The sequence below is a fragment of the Paraburkholderia sp. EG286B genome, from assembly GCF_040965655.1.
Lineage (GTDB): Bacteria > Pseudomonadota > Gammaproteobacteria > Burkholderiales > Burkholderiaceae > Paraburkholderia.
In genome coordinates this window covers 17,279-43,518 of the sequence record NZ_JBFRCF010000032.1, presented here as the reverse complement: position 1 = coordinate 43,518, position 26,240 = coordinate 17,279, and the positions used below count along the sequence as shown (strand labels likewise).

At 65.3% G+C, this 26,240-nt stretch carries 19 protein-coding genes; 17 read left to right on the top strand and 2 right to left on the bottom strand.

From position 1 onward, the window contains the following. Positions 1-3 precede the first annotated feature (3 nt). The 6 genes from AB4Y42_RS38580 to AB4Y42_RS38555 all read left to right on the top strand — a co-directional run bounded on the left by AB4Y42_RS38580 (position 4) and on the right by AB4Y42_RS38555 (position 12,902). Positions 4-8,280 (top strand): Ig-like domain-containing protein, encoded by an 8,277-nt coding sequence (locus tag AB4Y42_RS38580; RefSeq protein ID WP_368697198.1) that lies wholly within the window; start codon positions 4-6, stop codon positions 8,278-8,280. After that, positions 8,277-8,771: a hypothetical protein gene (locus AB4Y42_RS38575; RefSeq protein WP_368692425.1), complete on the top strand. Its 495-nt coding sequence runs from the start codon at positions 8,277-8,279 to the stop codon at positions 8,769-8,771. Before AB4Y42_RS38580 ends, AB4Y42_RS38575 begins: the two co-directional genes overlap by 4 nt. A gap of 43 nt (positions 8,772-8,814) precedes the next feature. After that, positions 8,815-9,741: an outer membrane lipoprotein-sorting protein gene (locus tag AB4Y42_RS38570; protein WP_368697197.1), complete on the top strand. Its 927-nt coding sequence runs from the start codon at positions 8,815-8,817 to the stop codon at positions 9,739-9,741. Positions 9,742-9,771: 30 nt separating this feature from the next. Further along, positions 9,772-10,608: a hypothetical protein gene (locus AB4Y42_RS38565; RefSeq protein WP_368697196.1), complete on the top strand. Its 837-nt coding sequence runs from the start codon at positions 9,772-9,774 to the stop codon at positions 10,606-10,608. A 2-nt stretch (positions 10,609-10,610) separates the two neighbouring features. Further along, positions 10,611-12,323 (top strand): c-type cytochrome, encoded by a 1,713-nt coding sequence (locus AB4Y42_RS38560; protein WP_368697195.1) that lies wholly within the window; start codon positions 10,611-10,613, stop codon positions 12,321-12,323. Positions 12,324-12,392: 69 nt separating this feature from the next. Beyond that, the gene (locus AB4Y42_RS38555) at positions 12,393-12,902 is read left to right on the top strand and encodes a DUF1269 domain-containing protein (protein WP_368697194.1); all 510 of its coding nucleotides are present in this window, start codon (positions 12,393-12,395) and stop codon (positions 12,900-12,902) included. A 159-nt stretch (positions 12,903-13,061) separates the two neighbouring features. Here AB4Y42_RS38555 and AB4Y42_RS38550 read toward each other — a convergent pair whose 3' ends face one another. Further along, on the bottom strand, positions 13,062-13,640 hold the full coding sequence (locus AB4Y42_RS38550) for a lytic transglycosylase domain-containing protein (protein WP_368697213.1): 579 nt from the start codon (positions 13,638-13,640) through the stop codon (positions 13,062-13,064). A 606-nt stretch (positions 13,641-14,246) separates the two neighbouring features. Between AB4Y42_RS38550 and AB4Y42_RS38545 the strand changes: the two genes are divergently transcribed. After that, positions 14,247-15,026 carry a response regulator gene (locus AB4Y42_RS38545; RefSeq protein ID WP_368697193.1) on the top strand — a complete coding sequence of 260 codons (780 nt, stop codon included), beginning with the start codon at positions 14,247-14,249 and terminating at the stop codon, positions 15,024-15,026. Positions 15,027-15,043: 17 nt separating this feature from the next. On the opposite strand, the gene AB4Y42_RS38540 is transcribed toward AB4Y42_RS38545, so the two are convergent. After that, on the bottom strand, positions 15,044-16,378 hold the full coding sequence (locus AB4Y42_RS38540; RefSeq protein ID WP_368692431.1) for an ATP-binding protein: 1,335 nt from the start codon (positions 16,376-16,378) through the stop codon (positions 15,044-15,046). An 83-nt stretch (positions 16,379-16,461) separates the two neighbouring features. On the opposite strand from AB4Y42_RS38540, the gene AB4Y42_RS38535 reads away from it, so the two are divergent. The 10 genes from AB4Y42_RS38535 (at position 16,462) to AB4Y42_RS38490 (ending at position 26,233) form a co-directional block, all read left to right on the top strand. Then, complete coding sequence (locus tag AB4Y42_RS38535) at positions 16,462-17,085, top strand: SCO family protein (protein WP_368697192.1); 624 nt, start codon at positions 16,462-16,464, stop codon at positions 17,083-17,085. A gap of 30 nt (positions 17,086-17,115) precedes the next feature. Continuing rightward, positions 17,116-17,784, top strand: coding sequence for a response regulator (locus tag AB4Y42_RS38530; RefSeq protein ID WP_368697191.1), 669 nt, complete (start codon positions 17,116-17,118; stop codon positions 17,782-17,784). Positions 17,785-17,971: 187 nt separating this feature from the next. Next, positions 17,972-18,433 carry a type II secretion system major pseudopilin GspG gene (gspG, locus tag AB4Y42_RS38525; RefSeq protein WP_368692434.1) on the top strand — a complete coding sequence of 154 codons (462 nt, stop codon included), beginning with the start codon at positions 17,972-17,974 and terminating at the stop codon, positions 18,431-18,433. A 41-nt stretch (positions 18,434-18,474) separates the two neighbouring features. After that, a complete protein-coding gene (locus AB4Y42_RS38520; RefSeq protein WP_368692435.1) occupies positions 18,475-19,677 on the top strand; it encodes a type II secretion system F family protein in 1,203 nt (400 codons plus the stop codon). 18 nt (positions 19,678-19,695) lie between these two features. Further along, the gene (locus tag AB4Y42_RS38515; protein ID WP_368697190.1) at positions 19,696-21,420 is read left to right on the top strand and encodes a GspE/PulE family protein; all 1,725 of its coding nucleotides are present in this window, start codon (positions 19,696-19,698) and stop codon (positions 21,418-21,420) included. After that, the gene (locus AB4Y42_RS38510) at positions 21,401-22,291 is read left to right on the top strand and encodes a hypothetical protein (RefSeq protein ID WP_368697189.1); all 891 of its coding nucleotides are present in this window, start codon (positions 21,401-21,403) and stop codon (positions 22,289-22,291) included. The genes AB4Y42_RS38515 and AB4Y42_RS38510 overlap by 20 nt, the downstream gene beginning before the upstream one ends. Then, positions 22,288-22,818 (top strand): hypothetical protein, encoded by a 531-nt coding sequence (locus tag AB4Y42_RS38505; RefSeq protein ID WP_368697188.1) that lies wholly within the window; start codon positions 22,288-22,290, stop codon positions 22,816-22,818. The genes AB4Y42_RS38510 and AB4Y42_RS38505 overlap by 4 nt, the downstream gene beginning before the upstream one ends. Beyond that, positions 22,815-23,381 (top strand): hypothetical protein, encoded by a 567-nt coding sequence (locus tag AB4Y42_RS38500; RefSeq protein WP_368692439.1) that lies wholly within the window; start codon positions 22,815-22,817, stop codon positions 23,379-23,381. The genes AB4Y42_RS38505 and AB4Y42_RS38500 overlap by 4 nt, the downstream gene beginning before the upstream one ends. Then, entirely contained in the window at positions 23,378-23,977 is a 600-nt protein-coding gene (locus AB4Y42_RS38495; RefSeq protein WP_368697187.1) for a hypothetical protein, read from the top strand. Before AB4Y42_RS38500 ends, AB4Y42_RS38495 begins: the two co-directional genes overlap by 4 nt. After that, positions 23,978-26,233, top strand: coding sequence for a secretin N-terminal domain-containing protein (locus AB4Y42_RS38490; RefSeq protein ID WP_368697186.1), 2,256 nt, complete (start codon positions 23,978-23,980; stop codon positions 26,231-26,233). It abuts the gene before it with no gap. The last annotated feature ends 7 nt before the right edge of the window (positions 26,234-26,240 follow it).

Genomic DNA, 26,240 nt, shown 5'->3' with positions numbered 1-26,240 from the left:
GCGATGAGATCCACCACACTCAAGGCAAATCTGTTAGGTATGCTTAAGGCGTCGATTGCCGCTTCCGTATTGTTGAGCGCGAGCGGGATGGCATTCGCCCAGGCATCCGTCACGCTCACTGCGAAGGCCACCACGGCCGTGATGCCCGATGGGCAGGCGGTGCCGATGTGGGGTTACAGCTGCACAGCGGCCGGTGCGCCGGCCACGTGTACGGCGGCGAACCCCGGGGCAGGGGCGAACTGGTCGCCCGTCGTCATCACGGTGCCGCCAGGGCCGCTCACGATCAATCTCGCCAACAGCCTGCCCGGCGCCGTGCCGACCTCGCTCGTGATCGTCGGGCAGCTGGGCGGCGGTCTGGGCACGTCGGCGACGAGCATGCCGAGCCCGACGCACCCCACCCAGACCGCGACCACCTGGCCGACCGCCGCCGCCGCGCCCGGCGGTGCGACCTTCACGCCGCCGACGCAAACGGCCCGCGTGCAGTCGTTCGCGACCGAAGTGGCGCACGGCAGCACCACCGCGCTCACGTGGAGCAACCTGAACCCGGGCACCTACCTGATCGAGTCAGGCACGCACCCATCGATCCAGGGGCCGATGGGGCTGTATGGCGTGCTGGTGGTGAGAACGGCGGCCAACGGCACGACGCCCGCGCAGGCGTATCCGGGCATCAGCTACGACACCGACGTGCCGCTCGTGCTGAGCGAAATCGATCCGGTGCAGAACACCGCGGTCGCCGCCGCGGTCGCGACGCCGGGCTTCAGCGAAACCCTGTCCTGGTCCGGGCAGCCGGGCGGCTGCGGCGATTCGAAGTCGACTGCGTTCGGCACCTGCTATCCGCCCACGGTGAACTACGATCCGCGCTACTACCTGATCAACGGCGTCTCGTTCGACCGCACCAATCCGGGCGCTTCGACCTTCGCGGCGACGAGCGCCGCGACCACCGGGCCGGTGATGCTTCGCTTCGTCAACGCGGGGCTGCGCATGCACGTGCCGGCCGTGGTCGGCGCGCAAACGGGCGCCACGCCGGTCTCCGGCTTCGCGTTGATCGCCGAGGACGGCAACGTGCTGCCCGGCAATCCGCGGATTCAGTCGGAAGTGTTCATGGCGGCCGGCAAGACCTACGACGCGCTGGTCAACATGCCGGCGGCAGCCGCTTCCGCGCTGCCGGTGTTCGATCGCGAACTGAGCCTGTCGACGAACAACGCGCGTGACGGCGGCATGCAGGGTTACATCAGCGTGAACAACTCCACCGCGGCGTCCGCTGCCGCGGTGGCGAACGCTTCGGTCACCGGTTCCACCTATTTCTTCGTACCCGGCAAGACGCTGACCGTGTCCGACCCGGCGCGAGGCGTGGCGGCGAAGGACGCCAACGTCTATGGCGTGCAGGTGAAGACGCCACCGACTGGCGGCTCGCTCACGCTGAACCCGGACGGCACGTTCGTCTACACGCCGAGTCAAGGGACGACGGCCGACAGCTTCGTGTACCAGGCGAACGGCAATCCGAACGCCGCGGCGACGGTGACGCTCACCGCGTGCACGACGGGCAACGGATGTCAGTCCGGACCGCCCACGGCCGGTAACGCCGCCTATACGAGCAACATTGCCTCGCGGCTGCAGATCTCCGAGCCTGGTGTGCTCACTTACGCCAGCGATCCGAATGGCCTGCAGCTCACCGCGACGCTGGTCGGCACCCCGTCGGGCGGCTCCGTCACGCTGAATCCGGACGGCTCGTTCACGGCGAGCCCGGCAACAGCGCCAATGGGCAGCGCGGCATCCGCCAGCGTGACGTTCCAGTATCAGGCAGTGAATGCGCAGAACACCGCGAGCAACACGGCGACCGTGACGGTGACGTTCAAGGGCGGCAGCGGACTCGTCGTCAACGTGCTCGATGCGCCGAGCACGCAGCCGGGCAAGACGCCGGTGAAGATCAGCGACTACCGCTGGATCATCGAGGAAGATCGCACCTTCCAGATCGATCCGGCATGCCAGGTGAATTCGCCCACGCGTCCGGCTACGTGTCCGCCGCTGCCGGTGCCGAGCCTCGGCGCGAACTTCCATACGAGCTACATGCCGGTGGTGGCGGCGGGCTGTGTCGGCGTCGCCGCGTGCGAAGCGGGGCAGACGGTCTACGACCCGGTCAGCCAGACCCACCTGCCGGCGGTGTGCGACGTCGGCAACGGCGTGTGCCGGACCACGGCGGCGCAGCAGGTGCCGGTGGATCCGTCGCAGGTGGCGCTCGATCCGAAGAAGCGCTATTACATTTCGATCCTGCCGGGCAACGCGTACAACTCGTTCACGAACGGCGGCGGCGTTCCACAGCCGGTCGACCCGACCAACCCCTCAGGCGCGCAGCGGCAGTTCGACATTTCCAAAGACTGTCCGGGCGTCGCGAACTTCGCGCCGGGCACGGGCAAGTGCGGCAACGGCATGGGCGGCGCGCCGATCGCGGCCGGCCAGACGTCGGTCAACGTGTTGCTGGAGGAGTCGCCATTCCCGACAGCGAAGGTTTCCGTGTTCGTGTTCGAGGACGACGCGCCGCTGAACGGCGAAGTGGACGTGAGCGGCGGCACCGACACCTTCGGCTCGGCCCGCGAGCCGGGACTCGGCGGCTTCGAGATCAAGCTGTGGGACGACGCGGGCGGCAGCGGCCAGCCGACCGGACAGATGACCTACGACATGTTCAACATGCCGCTGTCCAACTCGCTGCAAGGCACGATCGATCCGGTCAGCGGGCTCAACGCGTGCCCGATTTCGACATCGACCGATGGCCTCGTCGGCATGATCCCGACCTGCCCGAAATACGAGTCGGATGGCAAGACGCTGTCGCCGCTCGTCGGACAGGCCATCATCGCGAACCTGATGCCGGGTAGGTACGGCGTCATCGCGACGCCCGCTGCTGACCGCATCGCGCGAGGCGAGGAGTGGCTGCAGACGAACACGCTGGACGGCGAGAAGGCCCACGACTCGTTCATCAAGATCGGCGGCCCGGCGTACTTCCAGGAATTCGGCCCGGCGGGCTTCCACGTGTCGATCGGCTTTGCGAATCCGAAGATCATCAACGCGCGGCTGCCTTTGCTGTGCGCCACCTCGAGCTGCAACAACGGGCTCAAGGGGCGGGTGACGAACCTGCACTACAGCCGTCCGCCTGACGAGCACCTGTATGGCAGCCAGTCGCGCAAGCCGTTGAGCTTCACGCAATGCTACGTGAGCGTGGGCGATCCGGACGGTGAAGACTACGCGTTCACCAAGTGCAACGCGGACGGCACGTTCAGTTTCACGGGCCTGCCTGCCGGCATAACCCGAATCACCGTGTTCGACCAGTGGAACGACCAGATCGTCGACGGGCTCGCATCGGCCGTGACGCTCGGCGGCGGCACGGTGACCGACGCGGGCGATATCGCGGTGCTTCAGTGGCAAACGAATCTCTATACGCGGACGTTCCTCGACACGAACGGCAACGGCGTGGGAGATCCGAGCAAGCCGGGCCTCGCGCTGCTGCCGACCAACATCCGTTTCCGCGACGGCAGTTATTCGGATTTCAACGTCACCGACGGGAACGGCTATGCGTCGTTCAACGAAGAGTTCCCGCTGTTCAACTGGTATGTCGTCGATACCGACCTGACGCGCTTCAAGCAGACGGGCGTGCACGTCGTCTATGACGCGGGCGGTCCGCCCGACGGCACGCCGGGCGGCGGCACATCGACCATTGCCGCGAACTTCGCGAACACGCAGGAATCGGTGCATCTGCCGACGAACCTGCGGGTGCCGGGCGCGGTGTACTGCAACGACGCGGACTGCAACGACCGTTCGGGCTCGAATCCCTCGACCGGCCGCGTCGATCCGCCGTGGGTGACCACAATGGGCTGGCAGGGCTTCTCGGGACAGAACTCGTTCATCGAGTTCGGCAAGACGCAGTACGGGGCGAACGAGAACGGCGGGATCCGTGGCGAAGTCGTCTACGCTTCGACGCGCCCGTTCGACGATCCCACCTTGCTGGTTCACACGAAGTGGACGCCCGACGTGCCGAACGTCACGGTGAACCTGTACCAGGAAGGCGTGGCGGCGGACGGCTCGACGAGCCTGAAGCTCGTCGACACGACGAAGACAGCGAGCTGGGATGACTGGGCCCAGGGCTTCCGTTCGGACGGCGTGCCGAACATGAACTGTCCGGGCCAGAGCACCACCGATCCGTACTTCTACACGCTGCGGAACACGCCGAACTGGCTCGACCCGCAGCAGCGTGCGCTGCCGAATAATGCGCAGTTCAAGTGCTATGACGGCATGCACGTGTTCAACCAGGTACAACCGGCGCCATTCGACGGGATGTATCAGTTCCCGAGCGTGACGGGCCGCGATCCGCATAGCGGCCTGCCGACCGGCACCAACTGCACGATCTGCAGCGCGAATCCGACGAAGGACGGCACGCAGATGCTGCCGCCCGGCAAGTATGTGGTCGAGATCATCGTGCCGCCGGGCTACGAACTGGTGAAGGAGGAGGACAAGAACATCCTGATCGGCGACAACTATATCGCGCCGGTCACCCAGCAGTTCGGCGGGATCGGCGACGTCTTCATTCTGCCCGACCAGGCGGCGATGAATTCCACCTACAACCGGAACAACGCGCAGAACATGACCTCGAATCTCGGTTCGACCCCGCACGCCGAAGGCGACACCGGGTCCATCGAACGCTTCTGGCCGTGCGTCGGCGAGCTGCGGATCGTGCCGGACTATATCAGCCTGTTCCCGGGCTCGCAGGAAGTCTCGCCGTTTGCGGGGGCTTCGAGGAACCTGTGCGACCGCAAGGAGGTGGAGCTCACCGACCAGAGCGCGGTGCAGGCGAAGTTCTGGATCTTCAGCTCGACGCACGTTGCTGCCCACTACACCGGCTTCATGCTGGACGACTTCTCGTCGGAGTTCGACCCGTATTCGCCGCAGTTCGGCGAGAAGTTCGCAGTGCCAAACGTGCCGGTGTCATTCAAGGACTTCGCGGGCAACGAAATCTCGCGCACCTATTCGGATCAGTGGGGCATCTTCAACGGGCTGACCTACTCGACCTGGCAAGTCAACCCGCCGAACCCGACGGGCTACGCGCCAACGATGATGGTCGCCTGCATGAACGATCCGTACATGCCCGACCCGGCGCATTCCGGCCAGACCATCAAGGACCCGCTCTATAACCCGGCATACAGCCAGTTCTGCTACGAGATTCCGTTCATGCCCGGACAGACGCAGTACATGGACACGCCGGTCGTGCCCGTCTCGGCCTTCGCGGACGGCTATAACCAGGTCGACTGTGCCTATCCGGATGGCACGCCGGGCATTGCCTCGGTGACCGGCGACGCGATTGCGGGCAATACGTCCGCGGGCAGCAACGGCGGCGCGGGCCCGTGGGTCAGCTCACCGCTGAAGACGCTGACGATCACCTCGGTCGGCACGCAGCAGGTGCCGAACCACGCCTACACGGGTCCGAGTGCCACCGGCGCGCCGTTCAACCAGAAGTTCATCACGCGCAACTACGGTTTCGGCCAGCAACGGGGCGTCGTGACGATCGCGGGCATCCCGGCGCCGGTGACATCGTGGAGCGACGCGAAGATCACCGTGGTCGTGCCGCCTCTGCTCGGTCCCGATGCGGCCTGCACGATCCAGCAGCGCGGCGTGACGACGCCGACCCAGTGCGGCCAGCTCGTCGTCACCGCAGCCAGCGGCAAGCGCTCGATCGATGCGGTCACCGTGACGATCGGCGGCAAGGCGCCCACCTTCGTGGGTGGCGAGAACACCGCGGGCAATGCGATCCAGACCGCGATCGACCATGCCGCTCCGGGCGACATGATCGTCGTCGGTCCGGGCACCTACAAGGAGATGCTGCTCATGTGGAAGCCGGTGCGGCTGCAGGGCGTGGGTGCAACGTCCGTGACCGTGGACGCGAACCCGCATCCGTCGGGCAAGCTCGACCCGTGGCGCAGGCAGGTAGGGTGCCTGTTCGGCGACGCGCTGAACGGCGGCCTGATCTCGGCGAGCAACCCGTACGATCCGACCGGCGCATATAGTTGCCTCGCCTCGATGCAGCGCAAGATCGACGGGATCCCGTTCGAGCCGACGTCCGGCTGGGATTTCAACCTCAACGGCAACCTCGCGGAGACGCTGATCGAGCCGACGCTGATGGGCGCGTACGAAGGCGCGGCCATTACCGTGCTCGGCAAGGGCGTGAAGGACGTGCTGGTGGGCGGTGTGCTGACCCAGGACCAGAACTGCCTGGCGAACGGCATCTGCACGCCGCTCACCAACAGCGCCGCGGACTGCAATACCTATCAGAGCAACTTCCTGTGCAACCCGTCGCGCATCGACGGCATGTCGTTCACGAACAGCTCGCAAGGCGGCGGCGGTATCTACCTGCATGGCTGGAACCACTACACGGAGGTATCGAACAATCGCGTCTTCTCCAACGCGGGAACGCTCACGGGCGGCATCATCGTCGGCCAGGTCGAAGTGCCCGACGGCAACATCGCGGCGAACAACGCGACCCAGCTGCCGTTCGAGTACAACGTCCACGTGAACGTGCACAACAACCAGGTCACGTCGAACGCTTCGTATGGCGACGAAATCAATTCGACCACGCCGTCTTCGGCCGGAGGGGTGACGTTCTGCTCGGGCGCCGACTACTACAAGTTCAACTACAACTGGGTATGCGGCAATATCAGCAGCGGTGACGGCGGCGGTGTCGCGCACTTCGGCTTCAGCTACAACGGCGACCTGTCGCACAACTGGATCCTGTTCAATCAGAGCAACAACCCGACGCTGCCGACGTACGGCGGCGGGCTGATCGTCCAGGGTGTGCCGCCCGACGGCACTTTCTGCGAGAACGCGGCCACCGACGTCGACTGCGCGCCGCAGCTCTCGGACGGCGCGGGCCCGGACATCACGATCGACGGCAACCTGATCGTCGGCAACACGGCGGAAAGCGGCAAGGGCGGCGGCTTGCGCCTGCAGAACGTCAACGGCACCGACGTGCAACGGAGTCCGAACGACAGCTCCCGGTGGTATCGCGTGAAGGTGACGAACAACATCATCGCGAACAACGTGGCGGGCTGGGCGGGCGGCGGCGTGTCGCTGCAGGATGCCGTGGCGGTGAGCTTCATCAATAACACGGTCATCTCCAACGACACGACGGCGACGGCCGGTGTGCTGTTCAACACGGCCGCCGCGACCCAGGCCAATGTCGGGCCGCCGAACTGCACGACCTCGGGTTCGGAAACGACGTGCCAGCCGACCACGACGTCGCAGTACGAGCCGGCCGGGCTCGAGACCGCGCGCCACACGCAGAACCTGGTGGCGGCATTCACCCGGCCGAACGTGAAGTGCCCGGCAGGCCACCCGGACTGCACAACGTTCTCGAACCCGGTGCTCACGAATGACCTGTTCTGGCAGAACCGCACGTTCTACATCACGGTGGGAGGACTGGATCCGGGCATCGCCGGGCTGCAGAACGTGGTCACGCTGAATCCGTCGCTGAATCAGGCCGGGCACGCCACGGGCTATTGCGATCCGAAGGCGGTCTACTGGGACATCGGCGCGTTCGGCGACACCGGCGCCGCCAACCATGGTTCCGGTCTGACGATGAACCCGCGGTACTCGATCCTGACCGACGCCGGCGACTATCCGAACGCGAACAACAGCGGCTCGAATCCGGGTGTCGTGCATCAGTACTGCAACGGTGCGCGTGTGCCGCCGGAGGCGGGTGGCATCGGCATCACGGTGCCCCCGGGCATTGCGGACACGGTGCTGCCGAATCCGTTGTTCAGCCTGCTGCCGTCGGCGACGCCGGACGAGGGCAACAACTGGATCAACATGTCGTACGGTCCGCTGTCGCTGTTCAACGAGGCGAGCACGGGCACGCAACTCAACACGCTGCTCGGCAACTACACGATTCCGGGGACCTCGCCGGCGGTCAACCATGCCACGGCAGCGGGTGCGCCGAATCGCGACATCTTCGGCACGCCGCGGCCGCAGCTGGGTGGCTACGACATCGGAGCCGTCGAGTTCGTGAGGCCCGGCGTGTTCGCCTCGCAGCCGTATCCGCTCGCGCTTGGCGTCAACGATCCGGTGACGCTGCTCGGATTGCTGCAGGGGATCTTGCCGAACGCCGCGAACGCCGGAGGGCTGCCCGGCACCGGAGGCGCACAGGGCAACCAGGGCAATCAGGGCCAGCCTGCGCTGCCGGTGGGCACGCCGCCCGCAGTCACGACGCCGGCGGGTCTGAAGACACTGGGAGCGTTGCCATGAGCCAGCGTCGCGACCGGTCGCCGCGGGCCGTGCTGCTGGCCGGCAGTATCTGCCTCGCCGCCGCCTCGCTTCAGCCGGCGGTGGGCGAGGCCGGTGCGAGCGCGGCGGCGAAGCAGTCGCCGTACTCGCCGGCGAGCCTGCCGCAGCGCGCGAAGGGCTACTACGAAATGATGCAGGGCATCGACCACCTGAGCGTGCGCCGCACGGCGTCGGGCAACCTGATCCGCTTCAGCTATCGCGTGACGGACCCGGTGGCCGCGCGGCCGCTCGGCGAAAAGACCGCGACGGCCGTGATGTTCGGGCGCACGAGCCATGCGTTGCTCGAAATCCCGGTAATGGACAAGGTCGGCGCGCTGCGCCAGAGCGGTCCGCTGGAAACCGGTCAGGAGTACTGGATGGTGTTCTCGAACAAGGGCGGTCTGATCAAGGCCGGGGAGCGCGTCGACGTATTCGTGGGGTCGTTCCACATCGACGGGCTGATAGTCGAATGATGGCGCACGCGCTTTTCGTGCGCAGATGAAGAGGAGATAACTCATGAACCGCTTTCTTTCGCTGGCGATCCGGACCGCGTCGGCAGTGACGCTCGTGGCAAGCGCTCCCATGGCGTTCGCGGGGTCTTCTGCGGCGAGCGCCCAGACCGCAGGGGCGGCGCACATGGGCGCGGCGCAGATCGTCGAGCGCAACGTCGCGGCGCGCGGCGGCCTGCAGGCGTGGCACGCGGTCAACGCGATGACGATGTCGGGGCAGCTCGAAGCGGGCGGCACGAAGAACACGAAGCTGCCTTTCACGATGACGCTCAAGCGCCCGCGCAAGAGCCGCATCGAGGTCCGCTTCAACGACCAGACGGCATTCCAGGTCTATGACGGCGCGCAGGGCTGGAAGGTCAGGCCGTTCCTCGGCCGCAACGAAGTGGAGCCCTACACGCCCGCGGAGGCCAGGGCGGCCGCATCGTGGGCCGAACTGGACGGTCCGCTCATGGACTATGCGGCGAAGGGCACGCGCATCGACGTGCTCGGCATGGAAATGGTCGAGGGCCACCGCGCGTATGTGCTCAAGTTGACGATGAAAGACGGCACGTCGCGCCGCGTATGGATCGATGCGGCCAGCTTTCTCGAACTGAAGGTCGACGGCGATGCGCGCAAGCTCGACGGCAAGATGCACAACGTCGCCATCTTCTATCGCGATTACCGCAAGGAGGGCGGCCTCGTCATGCCGCATACGATCGAAACGGTGGTCGTCGGCGCGAGAGGGACGCACAAGCTGACCATCGATAAGGTCGCGCTGAATCCGCAGGCAGACGACGCGCTCTTTGCCAAGCCGCAGCTCACGGTGTCGAAAGTCACGCACCCCACACCGGTCGTCAGCGCGAACCCGGGCCCGAGCCCGCGTCCGGCGACGAGTGCGAGCCCAACTGCCAATGCCGGCGCGCATCCGGGCCCGCGCCAGAACTCAAGCCACTAGCCGCTGGGTGCCCCCATGAGGTTGACGGCCATGAAACCAGTCGCAGCTTGGGTGCTCGCCGGCAGCGTTGCGGCGGTCGTGTTCGCGGGCGAGCAGATCCCCGCGCATGATCTGAGTGCCGATGAGATCGTCGAGAAGAACGTCGAGGCGAGAGGCGGCCTCGACGCGTGGCGCAAAGTCCAGACCATGATCTGGTCCGGCCACGTGGATAGCGCCAATGCGCCTGCGCCGGATCTGCCGTTCGTCCTCGCCATGAAACGCCCCAACAAGACACGCTTCGAGGTCACCGTGTACAACCAGAAGTCCGTGCGGGTATTCGACGGCAAACAAGGCTGGAAACTGGGCCCCAACGGCATGGGCAGCGCGACGCCGCGACCGTACTCGATGGACGAGGCGACCTCCGCGCGCGACGAGCAGGTGATCGACGGGCTCCTGATCGACCATGCAGCGAAGGGCGTCACCGTCACCCTCGAGGGCAAGGATCAGGTGGGCGGGCGCGATGCGTATCGTCTTGCCGCGAAGCTGCCTTCCGGTGTGATCCGCCACGTGTGGATCGACGCTCAAACGTTTCTCGACGTGCAGGTCGACCACCAGGTGCGCACGCCGCGTGGCCAGACGGTCGTCGTGGAGGTGAGTTACAGCGACTTCAGGAGCGTCGAGGGGCTGCAGATACCGCTCGAGATCGAGAGCGGGGCAGCGACATCCGACAAAAAGGACAAGCTGACGATCGACAAGGTGTCGCTCAATCCGGCGCTGGACGATGGCATCTTCACGAGGCCAGCGCCGCCGCAGATGCACCGCAAATCGGTTTCGATCGACGTCGATGCCTCGCCGGCGCTGCCTGGCGCCGGACATCCGTCGCCCTGATCATGAAGCGCGCGGCAAGCAGGCCGGGAGGCCGCGCACGGGCACCGTCGCGGGCGACGCGATGGTTGGCTCCATGCGCGTTGCTCGTCGCGCTGATCGTGCCTGTGCGCGAGGCGCGTTGCGCGCCTGCCGCCGAGCCGGTCGCGACGGCGAGTGCCGGGCAGGCCATCTATCAGCAGGGCGTACTGGGTTCGGGCGCAGCGCTCGAGGCGATGCACGACGGGGGTGTGCACCTGCAAGGCGCAGCCGCAGCCTGTATGAACTGTCATCGCCGCAGTGGGCTGGGTTCGAGGGAAGGCAACAGCAGCATCCCGCCGATCAGCTGGCGCTACCTCGTCGAGCCACGCACTCAAACGCCGGAGGATGGCGACTTGCCGTACGTTCCCGGAATGCGCGCCGAACGTGAACCGTACACGGAGGCGACGGTCGCGCGAGCCATACGCGAAGGCATCGACTCCGAAGGCAAGCCGCTCAGCAGCCTGATGCCGCAGTACGCGCTGAACGACGCCGACATGCAGGCGCTGATCGGCTATCTGAAACAGCTCGATCGGCGCAGGCCCACGGGCGTCACCGATACCGTGCTGCACTTCGCGACGATCATCACCCCCGATGCGGACCCGGTGAAACGCACGGGCATGCTCGATGTCCTCACGCATTATTTCGCCGACAAAAACGTCTTTCCGCTCGGCGCGGTGCCGCCGTTGCGTTCGTCGCGCAAGATGATGTTCATGGTGAATCGGCGCTGGGAACTGCACGTGTGGGAGCTCAAAGGTCCGCCGGACACGTGGCGCGGGCAACTCACGCAGTTTCTGGCCCGGCAGCCCGTGTTCGCCGTGCTGTCGGGTCTCGGTGGCAAGAACTGGGCGCCGATTCACGACTTCTGCGAAGAGGAGGCCGTGCCGTGCCTCTTTCCCAATGTCGAGGTGCCAATCGAAAACGATCGCGACTTCTATTCCGTGTACTTCTCGAAGGGCGTGCTGCTCGAGTCGGAGCTGATCGGGGCGCGCATCGTCGATGAAGCCGGCGCGCCGCCCGTGCTGGAGACGAAAGAGGTAAAGGCGACGACGCGCGTCTGGCAGGTCTACCGCACGGGAGACAACGGCGAACGCGGCGCGCAGTCGCTCGCTACGGCATTGGCGGCGCACGGCATCGCGGTCTCGAACCACGCGCTCGCCCCCGGCGAGGGCGTTGCCGGTGCGCTGCGTGGCATACCGCGCTCGGACGTGCTCGTGCTGTGGCTGCGTCCGCCCGATATTGCAGCGCTCGCGCGAATCCCTCCAGCGACGCATACGGTGTTCATGTCGGGCCTCATGGGCGGCCTGGATAGCACCCCCCTGCCGGCGAGCTGGCGTGGCGTCACGCGCCTTGCGTACCCGTTCGATTTGCCGGAAGGGCGGCGCGTGCGCGTCGACTACGCGTTCGGCTGGTTCTCGATCAGACAGATACCGATGGTGGCGCCCCAGGTGCAGGCGGACACCTACCTTGCCTGCGGTCTGCTCGCCGAGACCCTGAGCCATATGGTCGATGCGTTCGTGAGGGACTATCTGGTGGAGCGGATTCAGGACATGCTCGAACGCCGCATCCTGACGGGCTACTATCCGCGCCTGACGCTGGCGCCGGGGCAGACGTTCGCATCCAAGGGCGGCTATATCGTCCGCTTTGCCGGGCCGGACCACATCAAGCTCGTCGCCGACGGGGACTGGATCGTGCCGTGAGATCGATGGCGTATTGCGGGAGCGTGTCGTGCATCTGCACACTTTCGACGGAAAGCGGGAATAGCCCAAATGCGACGCGTCTATTTTTTGCTGCCCAACGCACAGCGCGCGCGAGCGGTCGCCAGCGAACTGCTGTTGCATCAGGTCGAGTGGCGGCATATGCATGTCATCGCCAACGAGAATGTGTCGCTCGACGCCTTGCCGCAGGCATCGCTCGCGCAACGCAGCGATCTGCTCGCTTCGCTGGCGCGAGGCGCGGCAGTGGGCTGTGCGATCGGGCTGGTGGTGGCGCTGATTGCGCTTGTCTGTCCGCCCGAAGACGTCCGGATCGCCGGCGGCACGGTGGCGATCCTCGCACTTTCAGGCGCAGGTTTCGGCGCCGCGGTAGCGGCGATGGTCGGCGTCGAGATGCGCAATACGCGCTTGAAACGCTTCGAAGAAGCGATCCTCCGCGGCGAGCTTTTGATGATGATCGACGTCCCGAAGGAGCGCGTGGAAGAGATCGAGGACATGATCGAGCTTCACCATGCACTGGCGCACGGCGAGGGATCGGACAAGACCATTGCCTTGTTTCGGTGACGTGTGCCCGCACGCGGTAGACAACGGAGGGAGAGCGTAGGACGCAGCACCCCTGCAAGGGTTCGCGTTCTACGTCGCAGAGGGCGTCCGGCCGACTGAACTGGTCCCCCAGTCGGCCGGTTCGCTATGCAGGCCGTCGGGTGGCGCGCAAGCCGGCGATCAACTGGCCGCGAGAAGCTGCTTGTAGCGCGCCAGCACGCGCGGCACGTACAGACGTGTTTCCGGCAGCGACGGCACGCGATAGCCGGCGCGAATCACCGCGTTCTCACCGGCGTTGTAGGCGGCCAGCGTGAGTTCTACATCGTCCTTGAACAGATCGAGAAGGAAGCGCAGATAGCGGGCGCCGGCCAGCACGTTGTCTCGTGGATTGAACATGTCGCCCTGCGAGAATCGCGCAGCGGTTTCCGGCATCAACTGCATCAGTCCCAGCGCGCCCTTGTCCGAAACCGCCTTCGGGTTGTATCCCGACTCGATGTCGATCACCGCGCGAAGCAGTTCGGGTCGAACGCGAAAGGAGCGGCTCGCTTCGTCGATCACGTCCGCGTACAACGGGGAGTCGGCGCCGCCCGGTGACTTGCGCGACCGGCGCCTCGCGCCTGGTTCGCCCGGCGGTTCGCCCGCGACGATCACCTTCAATCCTGGCTTGCCGCGCACATTCGTCAGAACGATGGCGCCGTTGGTGTCGACCGTGCCAAAAATTTGCGCGCACGCCGTTCCCGGCAACACCGCACCGAGCATCGCGAATGCGGCAATGATCGCGTTTCCGAAGCGGGATGACGGTTGGCAATGCATCGTTGTTTTCTCCTGCACCTGAATTGTGGTGGAAGAAAAAACGGCTCGGCAATGGGGCACCTCCCTACACTTTGTGACGCGAGAGAGCGGCCAAAAAGCCCATTGCAAAAACTTAACATTAGAAACAAACGGTAATAGACGGTAATCAACGGCGGCCAATCGGCCGTCATGCGCAGTGCCTTATTTCTTCTCACTGGATGCAAATATCATCGGTTAATTTTCACCCAATGATAAAAAAGAACGGGTTTCCTGCTAGCCATTGTGATGGCTAATCTTCTGGAGATTTCAAAAGAGTTCGAATTTGAAACATTTTTCGGCGCTTGATGCACTGCCGAAATGCCTCGAACAGTGGAGATGCGCGCCGTTGCTCGCTCTGCGCGAAGTGGCGTGAACCTTGCGAAGGGCAGGCGCACACACAGTAATCCAAAAATAACATAAGGCTAACAGTTAGGAATTCGAATGTAAATAGTGAAAGCTTTGTGGAAGGGAAGAATTTCGTCAAATCGTTAATGCGGTTATGACGGCCCAGGGCACGGGCACGGGAGACAAGACGTGTATACCAAATGTCGCGTTGTAATCGCAGAGGATCACGATCTGCTGCGAAATGGTCTACGTTCGATGCTGTGTGCGCAAGCCGACTACGACGTCGTCGGCGAAGCGCGCGACGGCAAGGAAGCCTGCCAGCAGGCGATGACGCTCGCCCCTCATCTGATCCTGATGGATCTGTCGATGCGGGGGATGAACGGCATCGACGCCAGCGCGACAATCAAACGGCGCTCGCCGGGCATCCGGATCATCGCGCTCACGGTGCATCAAAGCGAGGAGTACGTGCGGGAAGCGCTGCGTGCCGGCGTCGACGGCTACGTGCTGAAGGACGTCTCGTTCGAAGAGTTGCTGGTCGCGATGCACTCGGTCATGCAGGGCAAAAAGCATCTGAGTGCGGACGTCTATGGGTATATGGTCGACTCGTTCGTCAGCGGCCGCGAAGCGCCCGCACCGAAGCATGCCTGGGACGTGCTGACGGCGCGCGAGCGCAGCGTGCTGAAGCTGATCGCGGAAGGGCGCACCAACCGGCAGGTCGGACAATATCTGAACCTGAGTCCGAAGACGATCGAGAAGTATCGCGCGAGCATGATGCACAAGCTTCATATCGCCAACCTGACCGAACTGGTGCTCGTTGCGATGAGCATGGGTTTGCTGACCTCGCTCGCCGCCAAATGCGCCGAGCCGGACGTGAGCGACGAGCATTTGCCGGAACGCACCGATCCGGCGCCGGGCTCGGGGCCAAGCGGCGAAGAGCCCGAATACCGGCTGGGCGAGACGGGAACCTGAATGCGGCGAGGGCGGCGCTAGCGCGTCCAGGTCGCGCAGACGAGCGTCCCGGTCGCCGCGGACGACTCGATCGAAAACGCGCCGCCGTGCGTTTCTACGCGGTGCTGCATGCCGATGAGCCCCAATCCTGTTGTATACGCTTCGTCCGTGGCGAACGGATGGTTCTCGTAGCCAATGCCGTTGTCCCGAATCGTCAGCACCAGACGCACCGCATCGCCGCGCAGGCTGAGGGAGATCTCGGTTGCCTCGGCATGCTTGACGGCGTTGTTCAGCGCCTCCTGAGCGACTCTGAACATGTCTGCTTTCAGATGCTCGGGCACGTCCTTGTCGGCGACATCGCAGTCGAACACGACCGACATCGCCTCCGTGCCGCGTTCGATGCGCCGGCACAGCGAACCCAATGCCGCGGGAAGCCCCAGTTTGTCGAGCATGAGCGGCCTCAGTTCGCCGCATATCTGCCGCACGTCGCCGATCGTTTCGCGGATCCTGAATACGGTCGAATCCAGCAGCTGCACCGCATCGTCGACCTGCCCGCGACGGATGCGCATCAGCGCGTCCTCGGTCATCAGCTTGACGAGGGTGAGCGCCTGGCCGAGGCCGTCGTGCAACTCCGAAGCGAGACGCTGGCGTTCTTTCTGCTGACCGATCATCAGATACGTCTGGCATAACCGCTCGCTCGCGTCGAGCCGCTCGGCGGGGTCGGCAGCCCCGGGTTCGATGATCAGCGGTTCTTCGAAAAGCGTCAGCAAGACGCCCGAATCCATCGCCTTCGTGGGCACCCATTGCTGATGCAGTGCAAGCCGCGTCGGGTGACCGGTCCGGCCGGTGAGCACGGCGCTGAAGGAATGAAACTCGCGAACTACGCTGGCGGACAATTCGTCTGCCAACGCGGCATGAGCGTCGTCGGGCGCAAGGTCGACGAGGCCCTTGCCGGCGAGTTCGGCGCTCGAATAGCCGAGCAGTGCGGCCGCGCTGCGGTTGGCCGACACGAAGGTCCCATCGGGCGTGACAATCGCGAGCGCCGCGCCACGTGCGTCGGTGACGACGCCGGCGTCGGGTTGGCTGGCGCAGGCCGCACTACGAAGTTTGCGCATTGCGTCGATCAGATCGAGCAATCTTACCTGCGGTCCCCCTGGCTGAATCGCATCCATTGGAGCTCCCCGATGCGTCGACATAATCCGATCGTAAGAATACCGGGATTTTAGGCCGTGAGCGATGTGAGCGGCAACGGGGAATATGGGGGCTCGTAGTGTGGGGACTCCCCCATTGCAGGGTGCGGGTTTTCCATCAAGCGGGCATACCCTACCGTCGTTTGGGGTCCCTCCACCCATGACGCTCACTGGCAAATTCATGACACTGGGCTCGCAGGGGAGTGAAAGCGCCGCGACCTGCGCATCGCGAGAAGCGACCTTTCTCCTCATTTCTGGAGACCAGTATGAACAGGACTGCAAAGTTAAGGCTCGGGGCGCTGGCGGGCATCGCACTCGCGGCAACCGCGGCATGGAGCGCGCCGGCCGACGACGCCGCTGCCGATCCTCACATGCATCATCACATGATGGCGGGCATGACGACGCGCACGACCGAGCAATACACGCTGCCTTCGGTCGACCTCGTGCGCGACGACGGCAAGACCGTTTCGCTCGTCGACGAGTTGAACGATGGCCGTCCGGTGATCGTGACCTTCATCTATACGACCTGCACGACGATCTGCCCGATGACCAGCCAGACGCTCGAGCAATTTCAGAACGATCTGGGCAGCGACCGGGACAAGGTCCATATCGTCTCGATCTCGATCGATCCGGAAGAGGACACGCCTGCGCGTCTGAAGGCCTATGCGGCCAGGTTCGAAGCCGGCCCCGAGTGGCAGCACTATACCGGCACGGTCGAGGCGAGCATCGCGGCGCAGCGCGCGTTCAACGTCTATCGGGGCGACAAGATGAATCACACGCCGGTCGCCTTCCTGCGCGCCGCGCCGGGCAAGCCCTGGCTGCGCATCGACGGCTTCGCCACGCCGTCGGAGCTGCTCGCCGCCTATCACGATGTCGTCGCTTCCAACTAGGTCTGCAGCGTCCCGCAAGGAGCGACGAAATTGGAAAAAAGACATCGTGTGCTGATTGCCGAGGACCAGCATTTATTGCGCAGCGGCCTTTGCCGCATGGTTTCCGAACTGGACGACTACTGCATCGTCGGCGAGGCGGCCGGCGGGCTCGAAGCCCATCGCCTCGCGAGAGAGACGCTGCCCGACCTGATCCTGATGGATCTGACGATGCCCGGCGGCAGCGGCTTCGAAGCGATCGCCGCGATCAAGCGCGAGTTTCAGCGCGTCCGGATCATCGTCCTTACCGTGCACTGGAGCGAAGACCACGTGCGGGAGGCGTTCGCCGCGGGCGCCGACGGCTACGTGGTCAAAGACGCGTCGTTCGATCAACTGGTGCGGGAAATGCGCTTCGTGATGCAGGGCAAGCCCGCGGCCGGCGGGAACCGGATCAGCGGCGGGGCGCACGGATCGCAGGAGGACTTCGCCCACAAGGCGCAGCTCTGGAACGCGTTGACGGGCCGCGAACGCACGGTGTTGCGGCTCGTGGTGGAAGGGCACACCAACCGTCAGGTCGGCGAGTGCCTGAGTCTCAGCCCCAAGACCATCGAAAAGCATCGCGCGAACCTGATGCGCAAGCTCGGCATCAGGAACCTGAACGGCCTCGTGCGCATTGCGATCGACATGGGCGTGCTGTCGTTGCCCGACGACGAGCATGTGTGAAATCCCTCCAGACGGGATCGTGCAACTGGAGGGTCTTTACCCATGTCTTTGGACGGCACTCCCTACTTCTTGCCCGTATCGACCTGAACAAGAATGCATGCAACGGCTTCAGCGGCGCTGAAGCGGTGAGTCGATACAGGGGGGAGCCGTGCATAGCGAATCGACCTCTATCCAACGCGGTGTGCGGATGCCCGAGTCAGCGGCGCCGCGGCGTTGCGCCGGTTTTGCGGCACCGGCACGCACGTATGCGCGCCGCGGCTTCACGCTGCTCGAACTGCTCGTCGTGATGGTCATCATCGGCTTGCTGGCCGGTCTCGTTGCGCCCCGATATTTCGAACAGGTCGGCAAGTCGAACGTCAAGATCGCGCGAGCGCAGATCGTGTCGCTCGGCCAGGCGCTCGATCAATACCGGCTCGACGTCGGCGCCTATCCGACGACCGAAGAAGGCCTGGAGGCGCTGGTGGAGAAGCCGCAGAATGCCACGCGCTGGAGCGGGCCGTATCTGCAGAAGGCGGTGCCCGTGGACCCGTGGGATCGCGCATACCAGTATCGTTCGCCGGGCGACCACGGCGACTACGACCTGTATTCGCTCGGCAAGAACGGACGCGGTGACGGCACGGGCGAGAACGTCACGATCTCGTCGTGGTAGGGACGCGCGGCGCGGGTGAGTTGTCTGCAAGGAGAGTCGACGTGAAGTACGTGCTGCGTGTCTTCGATACGAATGGCTCGGTCCAGACGCTTCGCCTCGACAGCGAAACGCCCGCGGCGGCCACGGCACTCGCGCGTTCCCGCGGTCTGCGCGTCGTCTCGGTGCGCGCCGAGGGCGGCCGGCGGCGGCAACGTGCGAACCGGCTGGGGCTTCCCGGCGGCCGGTTCAACGTCGAACTCTTTGCGCGCGAGCTCGCCGCGCTGCTCGATGCGGGCGTGGGTGTCGTCGACGCGTTGCGCACGCTTGGCGGCAACGAGCGCCGCGAGGCGTCGGCGCAAGTGTATCGCGACCTCCTGCGCCAGCTCGAGGAAGGGCACTCGCTGTCCGCGGCGCTCGAGCACGCAAGCCATATCTTCCCGCTGGTGCTGGTGGCGTGCGTGAAGGCGAGCGAGCAGACCGGCGGCCTCGCCGACAGCCTCACACGCTATTCGCGCAACAGCGCGACGCTCCACGAACTGCGTGCACGCGTGGTGTCCGCGGCGATCTATCCGACGGTCCTGCTGTTCGTCGGCGCGGCGGTCGTCCTGTTCCTGCTCGGTTTCGTGGTGCCGCGCTTCGCGAGCCTGCTCGAACACAGCGGGCGCGAGCTGCCGCTGCTGTCGCGCATGCTGATGGCCTGGGGCGGGTTGGTGCACGCGCACGGGTCCGGGCTGTCCGTGAGCGTCGCGGTGCTGGCCGTGGCGACGGGCTTCGCATTGCGCCGCCCGTTCGTGCGCAACTGGATCGCCGACCGCATGCTGGCGCTGCCCGGTATCGGGCAACACTTCCGCGTGTTTCGCCAGTCGCAGTTCTATCGCACGACGGCCATGCTCGTCGACGGCGGCATTCCCGCCGTGAAGGCCTTCGACCTCGCGCAGGGCCTGGTCGGACGAGCGGACCAGACGGCGCTCGCGGGTGCACTGCACCAGGTGCGCAACGGCGCGAAGGTTTCGGACGCGTTTCAGGAGGCGGGGCTCGCCAACGCGATCGCGTACCGCCTGTTGACGGTCGCGGAGAAGACGGGTGGTCTCGGCCCCGTGCTCGACCGCATCGCGGCGTTCCAGGAGGCGCAGGTGTCGCGCACGATCGATCTGATTTCGCGCTTGATCGAGCCCGCCATGATGATCTTCATCGGCGTGGTGATAGGCGGGATCGTGGTGCTGATGTACATGCCGATTTTCGAAATTGCCTCGAGCATTCAGTAGACCGAATTGGGGAAGCACGTGGATACCCTCATCGCCCAGCCGGATGGCACACCAGCCGAAGCGCGCGCAGACCTGCGCGACGCACTGAGAGCGCTCGGCGAGCGGCATGGTTCCGGCATTCGCGCGCTCGAGGAGTTGATGGCGCAAACCTCGCTCAGCGCGGAAGAACTGCGCGTGCAACTGGCCGCGCTGTTCCGCATGAAGTCGATCGCCATGCGCGAGCTGAATCGGCTCGAACCGGACTTCGAAGTGATTTCGTTCGTCGAAGCGGCGACCCGCCTGTGCGTCTGCTTCCACGATCCCGATGCCAGCCACGCGCGGCTGTTCGCGATTGCCGATCCGCTCGATGCGCGCACGCGCGGCTGGGTCGAGCACCGGATGCGCGCGCAGCCGGGCGTGCCGTATAGCTGGGCGCTCGCGAGCGCGGGAGACATCAACGCGTATCTGACCGTGCGCGAAAAGGACGTGCGCGCGATGGACTCGCTCGCGTTCGACGACCCGGTCCAGAACACGGTCGATCCAGCCTCGCTGGCGTTGACGCTGCAGGGCATCAGCAGCGACGACAGTCCTGTGGTCAGACTGCTCAACTCGACGATCTACGACGCGCTCAAGATGATGGCGAGCGACATTCACCTCGAATGCCGCGCGAACGGGCTGATGATCAAGTGCCGCGTGGACGGCGTGCTCGCCGTGGTCGGCCGTGCCGAGGGCCGCGATGTCGCGGACCAGGTGCTCTCGCGCGTGAAGGTGATCTCCGAGCTCGACATCGCCGAGCGGCGCGTGCCGCAGGATGGCCGTTTCAAGGCGCAGTACGCGGGGCGTGAAATCGACTTCCGCGTGTCGATCATGCCGAACCAGTTCGGCGAGGACGCGGTGCTGCGGATTCTCGACCGCTATCAGCTTTCGCAGTCGGCGGGCGGCCTGACGCTCGAGGCGCTCGGCTTTCAGGAGGCCGATACGCGCTTTATGCGCAAGCTCGCGTCGATGCCGTACGGCATGCTGCTCGTCACGGGGCCGACCGGCAGCGGCAAGACGACGACGCTCTACGCGATCCTCACGGAAATCAACAACGGTCTCGAGAAGATCGTGACGATCGAGGATCCGGTCGAATACCAGCTGGGCGAAATCCTGCAGATCCCGGTCAACGAGGCGAAAGGGCTCACGTTCGCCCGCGGGCTGCGCTCGATTCTGCGGCACGACCCGGACAAGATCATGGTCGGGGAAATCCGCGATCCGGAAACGGCGCAGATCGCCGTGCAGGCCGCATTGACCGGGCACCAGGTGTTCACGACCGTGCACGCGAACAACGTGTTCGACGTGATCGGCCGTTTCACCAACATGGAGGTCGATCCGTACAGCTTCGTCTCCGCGCTCAATGGCGTGGTGGCGCAGCGCCTGTTGCGGCAATGCTGCCCGGACTGCGTGACCGAAGACCGGGTGGATACCGAAACGCTCATCCGCTCAGGCATCGACCCGGACGCGGCGGGCGGCTACCTCTTTCGCCGCGGCGCCGGCTGTGGTGCATGCCGTGGCAGCGGCTATCGCGGACGGCGTGCGATCGCCGAGGCGCTGCGCATGAACGACGAGCTGCGGCAACTGCTGTCGGAGCGCGCGCCGCTCGGTCACATCAAGGCCGCAGCGATGCGCTACGGCATGCAGACACTGCGCGTCGCCGCGATCGAACTGGTGAAGCGCGGCGAAACGACTCTCGAGGAGATCAATCGTGTCACGATGGTCGAATAGTCCGGTTGCGATCGGAGTCGGCACACGCGAGATCGTCGTCGGCGTACGCGCGCCCGGACTCTGGCGTGCGCGCAAGCACCTGCCGCCTGCGGAGCCGGCCAGCTTCACGATCCCTGATGACCAGTACGGCACAGAGACGGGCTTGCTCGACGCGCTGCGCGCGGCGCTCGTCGCCACGCCCGGCGCCGATGCCGGTGATGCGGATGAACCGGCGCGCCGCGAGGCGAAGCCGGCGACGCGCAACGCACACGTGGTGCTGGACGACTTCTGGGGCATCCACGCGATATTGCGCGGCGACTTTCGCACGCTGCGAGCGCGCGAGCTCGAAGAAGTCGCGCTGGCCCATTTCACCGACACCTATGGGGTCGACGGCGCAACGCTGCTGGTGCGCTTCTGCGTGCAGCAGGGCGGACGCGCGCTGTTCGCGAGCGCCATGTCCCGCGCGCTTCATGACGGCATTCATGAAGTCGGTGCGTCCGGACAGGTGCGGATTGCGCGCCTGAAACTGGGTCTGCCCGAAATGCTCAATTGCATCGACGTGGCGGCGGGCGGCGACGCACTGCTGATGTTCGTCGCCGAGGAGTTGATGCAGGCCGTCATGATCGAGCGGCGCGGCTGGGCCGCCTACGATGCGCAGCGCCTGTTTCCCGGCGATGCGGCCAATGCGTCCCGGCTTGCCGAACTGGCCGAGCAGCTGTTCGAACGCTCGGCGACGCGAGCGGGCCTCAAGCGGGAGGACTGCACGATCTATCTGTTCGGCAACGACACCGACTTGGCGCCGTTCGAGGCGCGTTTTGCGGCCGCGATACGGCCGGCCCAGCCGGCGACGGACAACTCGCCCGCGCGCCGGCTGATGGAGTATGCGCAATGAACCAGGTCCTCGACATCGACTTCGGCAGGCGGCGCGCACGCAGTGGGACGAGCGGCCTGATCCTGCTGTGCGTCGCGGCTCTGCTGCTGCTCGGATGCGGTGCGCGGCTCTGGCGTGCGTATGCCGAGAACGATCGCGTGCAGGCGCAACTCGACGCCGTGCGGCACCGGACGTTCGCGCAGCGACACGCGGTAACGCCGCCGCTCACACCGGCTGCCAGGCAGGCGGAAAAGCAGAGCCTGTCGATCCTGCGCGAACTGACCGTACCGTGGCAGGACCTCTTTTCGATCGTGGAAGATTATCCGGACCATGACGTCGCGCTGATCGGCATCGACCAGAACCCCGCGCAGAGCCAGATTCGTATCACCGCCGAAGCGAAGAATACCGACGCGATGATCGCGTACCTGAAGTATCTGCAGACGAGCGTGCTGCTGCGCGAAGCGGTGCTCAACGACCATCTGGTCGAGAACAACGTGCCGGGCAAGCCGGTTCGTTTCCAGATCACCGCCGTCTGGAGGAAGTCATGAATGCGGATCTGTTGCGCGACCGGCTGCTGACACTGCGATTCGAGCTGCGGCGTCTGTTCGGCCTGGCTGGATTAATCGGTATCCTGATGATTGGTGCCGCGGCCCTCATGTGTGCCGAGATTGCCAGCGTGGAAGCCGATACGAAGGAGATGCAGACCCCGGGCCATGTCGTCGAGGCGGCAAAGACGCGCCATGCAGTCGGCAAGCACGATGCGGAGGCCGACGCAGTAGCGCTCGCGGCCTTGCCAGAACTGTTCCCGCACTTTTCGCAAAGTGCGGATGATATCGCGTCCATATTCGAGCAGGCGCGCGGCAGCAACCTGACACTCGGGTCTGCCGAGTACCAGGTGAGCACGGATGCGGGCGCGCGCTACACGCGCTATCAGGTGATGCTGCCGGTCAAGGATCAGTACAGCGCGATCCGGCATTTTCTCGCCTTGGTGCTCAACAACGTGCCGAATGCAGCGCTGCGGGAAATCCACGTGGAACGTCCCGCGGTGGACGGCAATATTCTCGATGCGCGGGTGCGCTTCGAACTCATTTACCGGAGCGCCCAGCCATGAAACCCGCTCTGCCCATGCGTGTGCTGCTGGTGATTTGCGCAATCGCGGCCGCCGGGGCAGGGTATCGCGTGCTGGTCGCGGCACGCCAGATGCCGGCGCAGGCCGCCGCGCTCGACAGTCCGCATCGCAACGACACGCACGCGCGGCCGGATGCCAGGCGCCACACGCACGCGTCCGAGGCGGCCGCGAAGGCTGCGGGACCGGCGACCGCGTCTGCGGCGCAGGCCTCGGCGACGTCGGCGGCCCATGCGAAGCTCGTCTCGTTGCGCGCGCCGCTTTCCCTCGAATCGGCCCACGATCCCTTTACGGCGTCTTCGTGGCTTCCGCCGCCGCCCGTCGAAGTGCCGGCCGCGCCGGTGCAGCCCCCGCCGCCCACCGCGCCTCCCGTGCCGTTCGCCTACGTGGGGCAACTCGATGCCAAGGCGGCGAAGCCGCAGGTCTTTCTCAGCAACGGAGACCAGTTGCTGATCGTGTCGCCGGGCGACCTGATCGACAACCAGTACCGCGTCGAGTCGGTGTCGGAGTCCGACGTCGTGCTGACCTATTTGCCGCTGCACGAAAGACAGGTGGTCGCCATTCCACGAGAGGACAAGTAAATGAAAACCTCACGCACTCGGGGTGCGGGCCGCGACTCAGGCAGCGGCCCGGCAACACGCCTCGCGCCAGTCATCCGGTTCCCTGTTCCGTGCCCGGACGCGATGCGGGTCGCAAGACGACGCGCGCTTGCCGTCGCCGTGTCCGTGCTCGCCTTTAGCGGCTGCATGCACGTCCCGAACGTTCATGACGATCCGACCGACGCCCAGGCGAAGGTCGACTATCTGAACCAGCGCAACGCCCAGGTCAACACGCTGCTCGACCAGGCCGATCAGTACCGCAAGAATTATCAGTTCGACGAAGCGATCCGCAATCTCTTCCAGGCGTACGACATCGATCCGACCAACGAGCGCATCCGCAAGATCGGCTTGCAGATCGATCAGGACCGCAAGGACCTGGCCATCCTGCAGGAGGCCGAACGCATGATGAAGCGCGGCGCGTATGCGCAGGCGGCCGAGCGGGTGCACCGCGTGCTGGTGGAGAACCCCACCAACACCCTCGCGCAGCAGATGCAGACCGAGCTCAACGCCAAACTCAGTCAGCAGCGGGCGGATCGCGATGACAAGCTGGCGGCTTCGTCGATCATGCAGAAGCCCGTGACGCTGCAGTTTCGCGACGCGAACGTGCGCATGGTGTTCGAAGCGCTGTCGCGCACTACGGGATTGAACGTGATCTTCGACCGCGACGTCCGCGCCGATCTGAAGACGACGATCTTCGTGACGAACGCGTCGGTGCAGGACACGGTCGACATGATCCTGATGCAGAATCAGCTCGACAAGAAGCAGCTCAACGCGAACACGCTGTTCATTTATCCCGCCACGCCCGCCAAGCAGCTCGAATATCAGGAACTCAAGGTCCGCACGTTCCAGTTGTCGAACGTCGACGCCAAGCAGATCCAGCAGTTGCTCAAGAGCATTCTGAAGGTCAAGGAAGTCGTGATCGACGAGCGTGCGAATACCGTGACGGTTCGCGGCACACCCGACACGATCAAGGTGGCCGAGGAGATGATCGCCGCGCAGGATTTGCCGGATCCCGAGGTGATGATGGAAGTCGAGGTGCTGGAAGTGTCGCACGAGCGCCTCACCGATCTGGGTATCGACTGGCCCAACTCGTTCACGATGTCGACCCCGAGCACCGCGACGACATGGGGCCTGCTGCATCATCTGACGATCAATGAACTGAATGTCAGCAGCCTCTCGGCCACGGCGAACTTCAAGCTCACCGATACCGACGCGAACCTGCTTGCGAGCCCGCGCATCAGGACGCGCAACAACGAGAAGGCGCGCATCATGATTGGCGATAAGGTGCCGGTGATTTCGAGCTCCAGCACGCCGAGCACGAGCGGCCCGTCTTATACGCAAATGATTCAGTACCTCGACGTCGGCATCAAGCTCGAGGTGCAGCCACGCGTCTATCGCGATGGCGACGTCGGCATCCAGCTGAATCTCGAAGTCAGCAACATCACGAATACGATTTCGAGCAGCAATTCGAACGGCCTGAATTCGCTCGCCTATCAGATCGGAACGCGCAGCGCCTCGACGAGTCTGCGCCTGCGTGATGGCGAAACCCAGATTCTCGGCGGCCTCATCTCGGACGAAGACCGCAGGAATGCCAACAAGGTGCCCGGTCTTGGCCAGTTGCCGGTGCTGGGGAGGCTGTTCTCCAACCACCAGGGCGACCACGTCAAGACGGAGATCGTGTTGCAGATCACACCGCACATCGTCCGGCCGCAGCTTGCCGCCGATGCGGATACGCAGGAGTTGTGGTCGGGCACCGACGTCAACGTGCACGCCGACCAACTGCGGCTGGACCCCGTCGTGGCGAACGCGGCAACGTCCATGGCGCCTGCGGCGAAGCCGATGCCGGGCATGGTCGGCGGCGGCACGGTTGGCGGCGCGTCGTCGCGAGGCGGCGCCGAGGCGTACCCCGCGCTGCCGTCGCCATCGAACGGCGCGTTCGGACAGATGGCGCCGCCGCCGCGCACGACGCCGCCACCCGAACCATATGGCGGACGCTTCTCGCGAACGCCCACGCCGCAAGCGGCTCCCGCGCCGCAGTCCGGCCAGGGCGCGGCGCCCGCACCAGCCGAACCAACGGCCGCGGAGCAGACGGGCGGCGAAGCGGCGGCCGCCGCGGCACCGCCGCCCGCGCCGCCGCCCGCAGCGCCTGCGCCCCCCGCACCGCCGCCGATGCTGACGATGCCGCCCGGCACCATGCCGAGCGATAACCCGCTTCGCCCGGTCGAGGGGGGGTACTGAGCCGTGG

Bases quoted from the DNA above. Each gene is read 5' to 3' on its own strand.
- AB4Y42_RS38580 (WP_368697198.1), top strand. From the start codon at position 4: ATGAGATCCACCACACTCAAGGCAAATCTGTTAGGTATGCTTAAGGCG.
- AB4Y42_RS38575 (WP_368692425.1), top strand. From the start codon at position 8,277: ATGAGCCAGCGTCGCGACCGGTCGCCGCGGGCCGTGCTGCTGGCCGGC.
- AB4Y42_RS38570 (WP_368697197.1), top strand. From the start codon at position 8,815: ATGAACCGCTTTCTTTCGCTGGCGATCCGGACCGCGTCGGCAGTGACG.
- AB4Y42_RS38565 (WP_368697196.1), top strand. From the start codon at position 9,772: ATGAAACCAGTCGCAGCTTGGGTGCTCGCCGGCAGCGTTGCGGCGGTC.
- AB4Y42_RS38560 (WP_368697195.1), top strand. From the start codon at position 10,611: ATGAAGCGCGCGGCAAGCAGGCCGGGAGGCCGCGCACGGGCACCGTCG.
- AB4Y42_RS38555 (WP_368697194.1), top strand. From the start codon at position 12,393: ATGCGACGCGTCTATTTTTTGCTGCCCAACGCACAGCGCGCGCGAGCG.
- AB4Y42_RS38550 (WP_368697213.1), bottom strand. From the start codon at position 13,640: ATGCTCGGTGCGGTGTTGCCGGGAACGGCGTGCGCGCAAATTTTTGGC.
- AB4Y42_RS38540 (WP_368692431.1), bottom strand. From the start codon at position 16,378: ATGAATTTGCCAGTGAGCGTCATGGGTGGAGGGACCCCAAACGACGGT.
- AB4Y42_RS38535 (WP_368697192.1), top strand. From the start codon at position 16,462: ATGAACAGGACTGCAAAGTTAAGGCTCGGGGCGCTGGCGGGCATCGCA.
- gspG (WP_368692434.1), top strand. From the start codon at position 17,972: ATGCCCGAGTCAGCGGCGCCGCGGCGTTGCGCCGGTTTTGCGGCACCG.
- AB4Y42_RS38505 (WP_368697188.1), top strand. From the start codon at position 22,288: ATGAACCAGGTCCTCGACATCGACTTCGGCAGGCGGCGCGCACGCAGT.
- AB4Y42_RS38500 (WP_368692439.1), top strand. From the start codon at position 22,815: ATGAATGCGGATCTGTTGCGCGACCGGCTGCTGACACTGCGATTCGAG.
- AB4Y42_RS38495 (WP_368697187.1), top strand. From the start codon at position 23,378: ATGAAACCCGCTCTGCCCATGCGTGTGCTGCTGGTGATTTGCGCAATC.
- AB4Y42_RS38490 (WP_368697186.1), top strand. From the start codon at position 23,978: ATGAAAACCTCACGCACTCGGGGTGCGGGCCGCGACTCAGGCAGCGGC.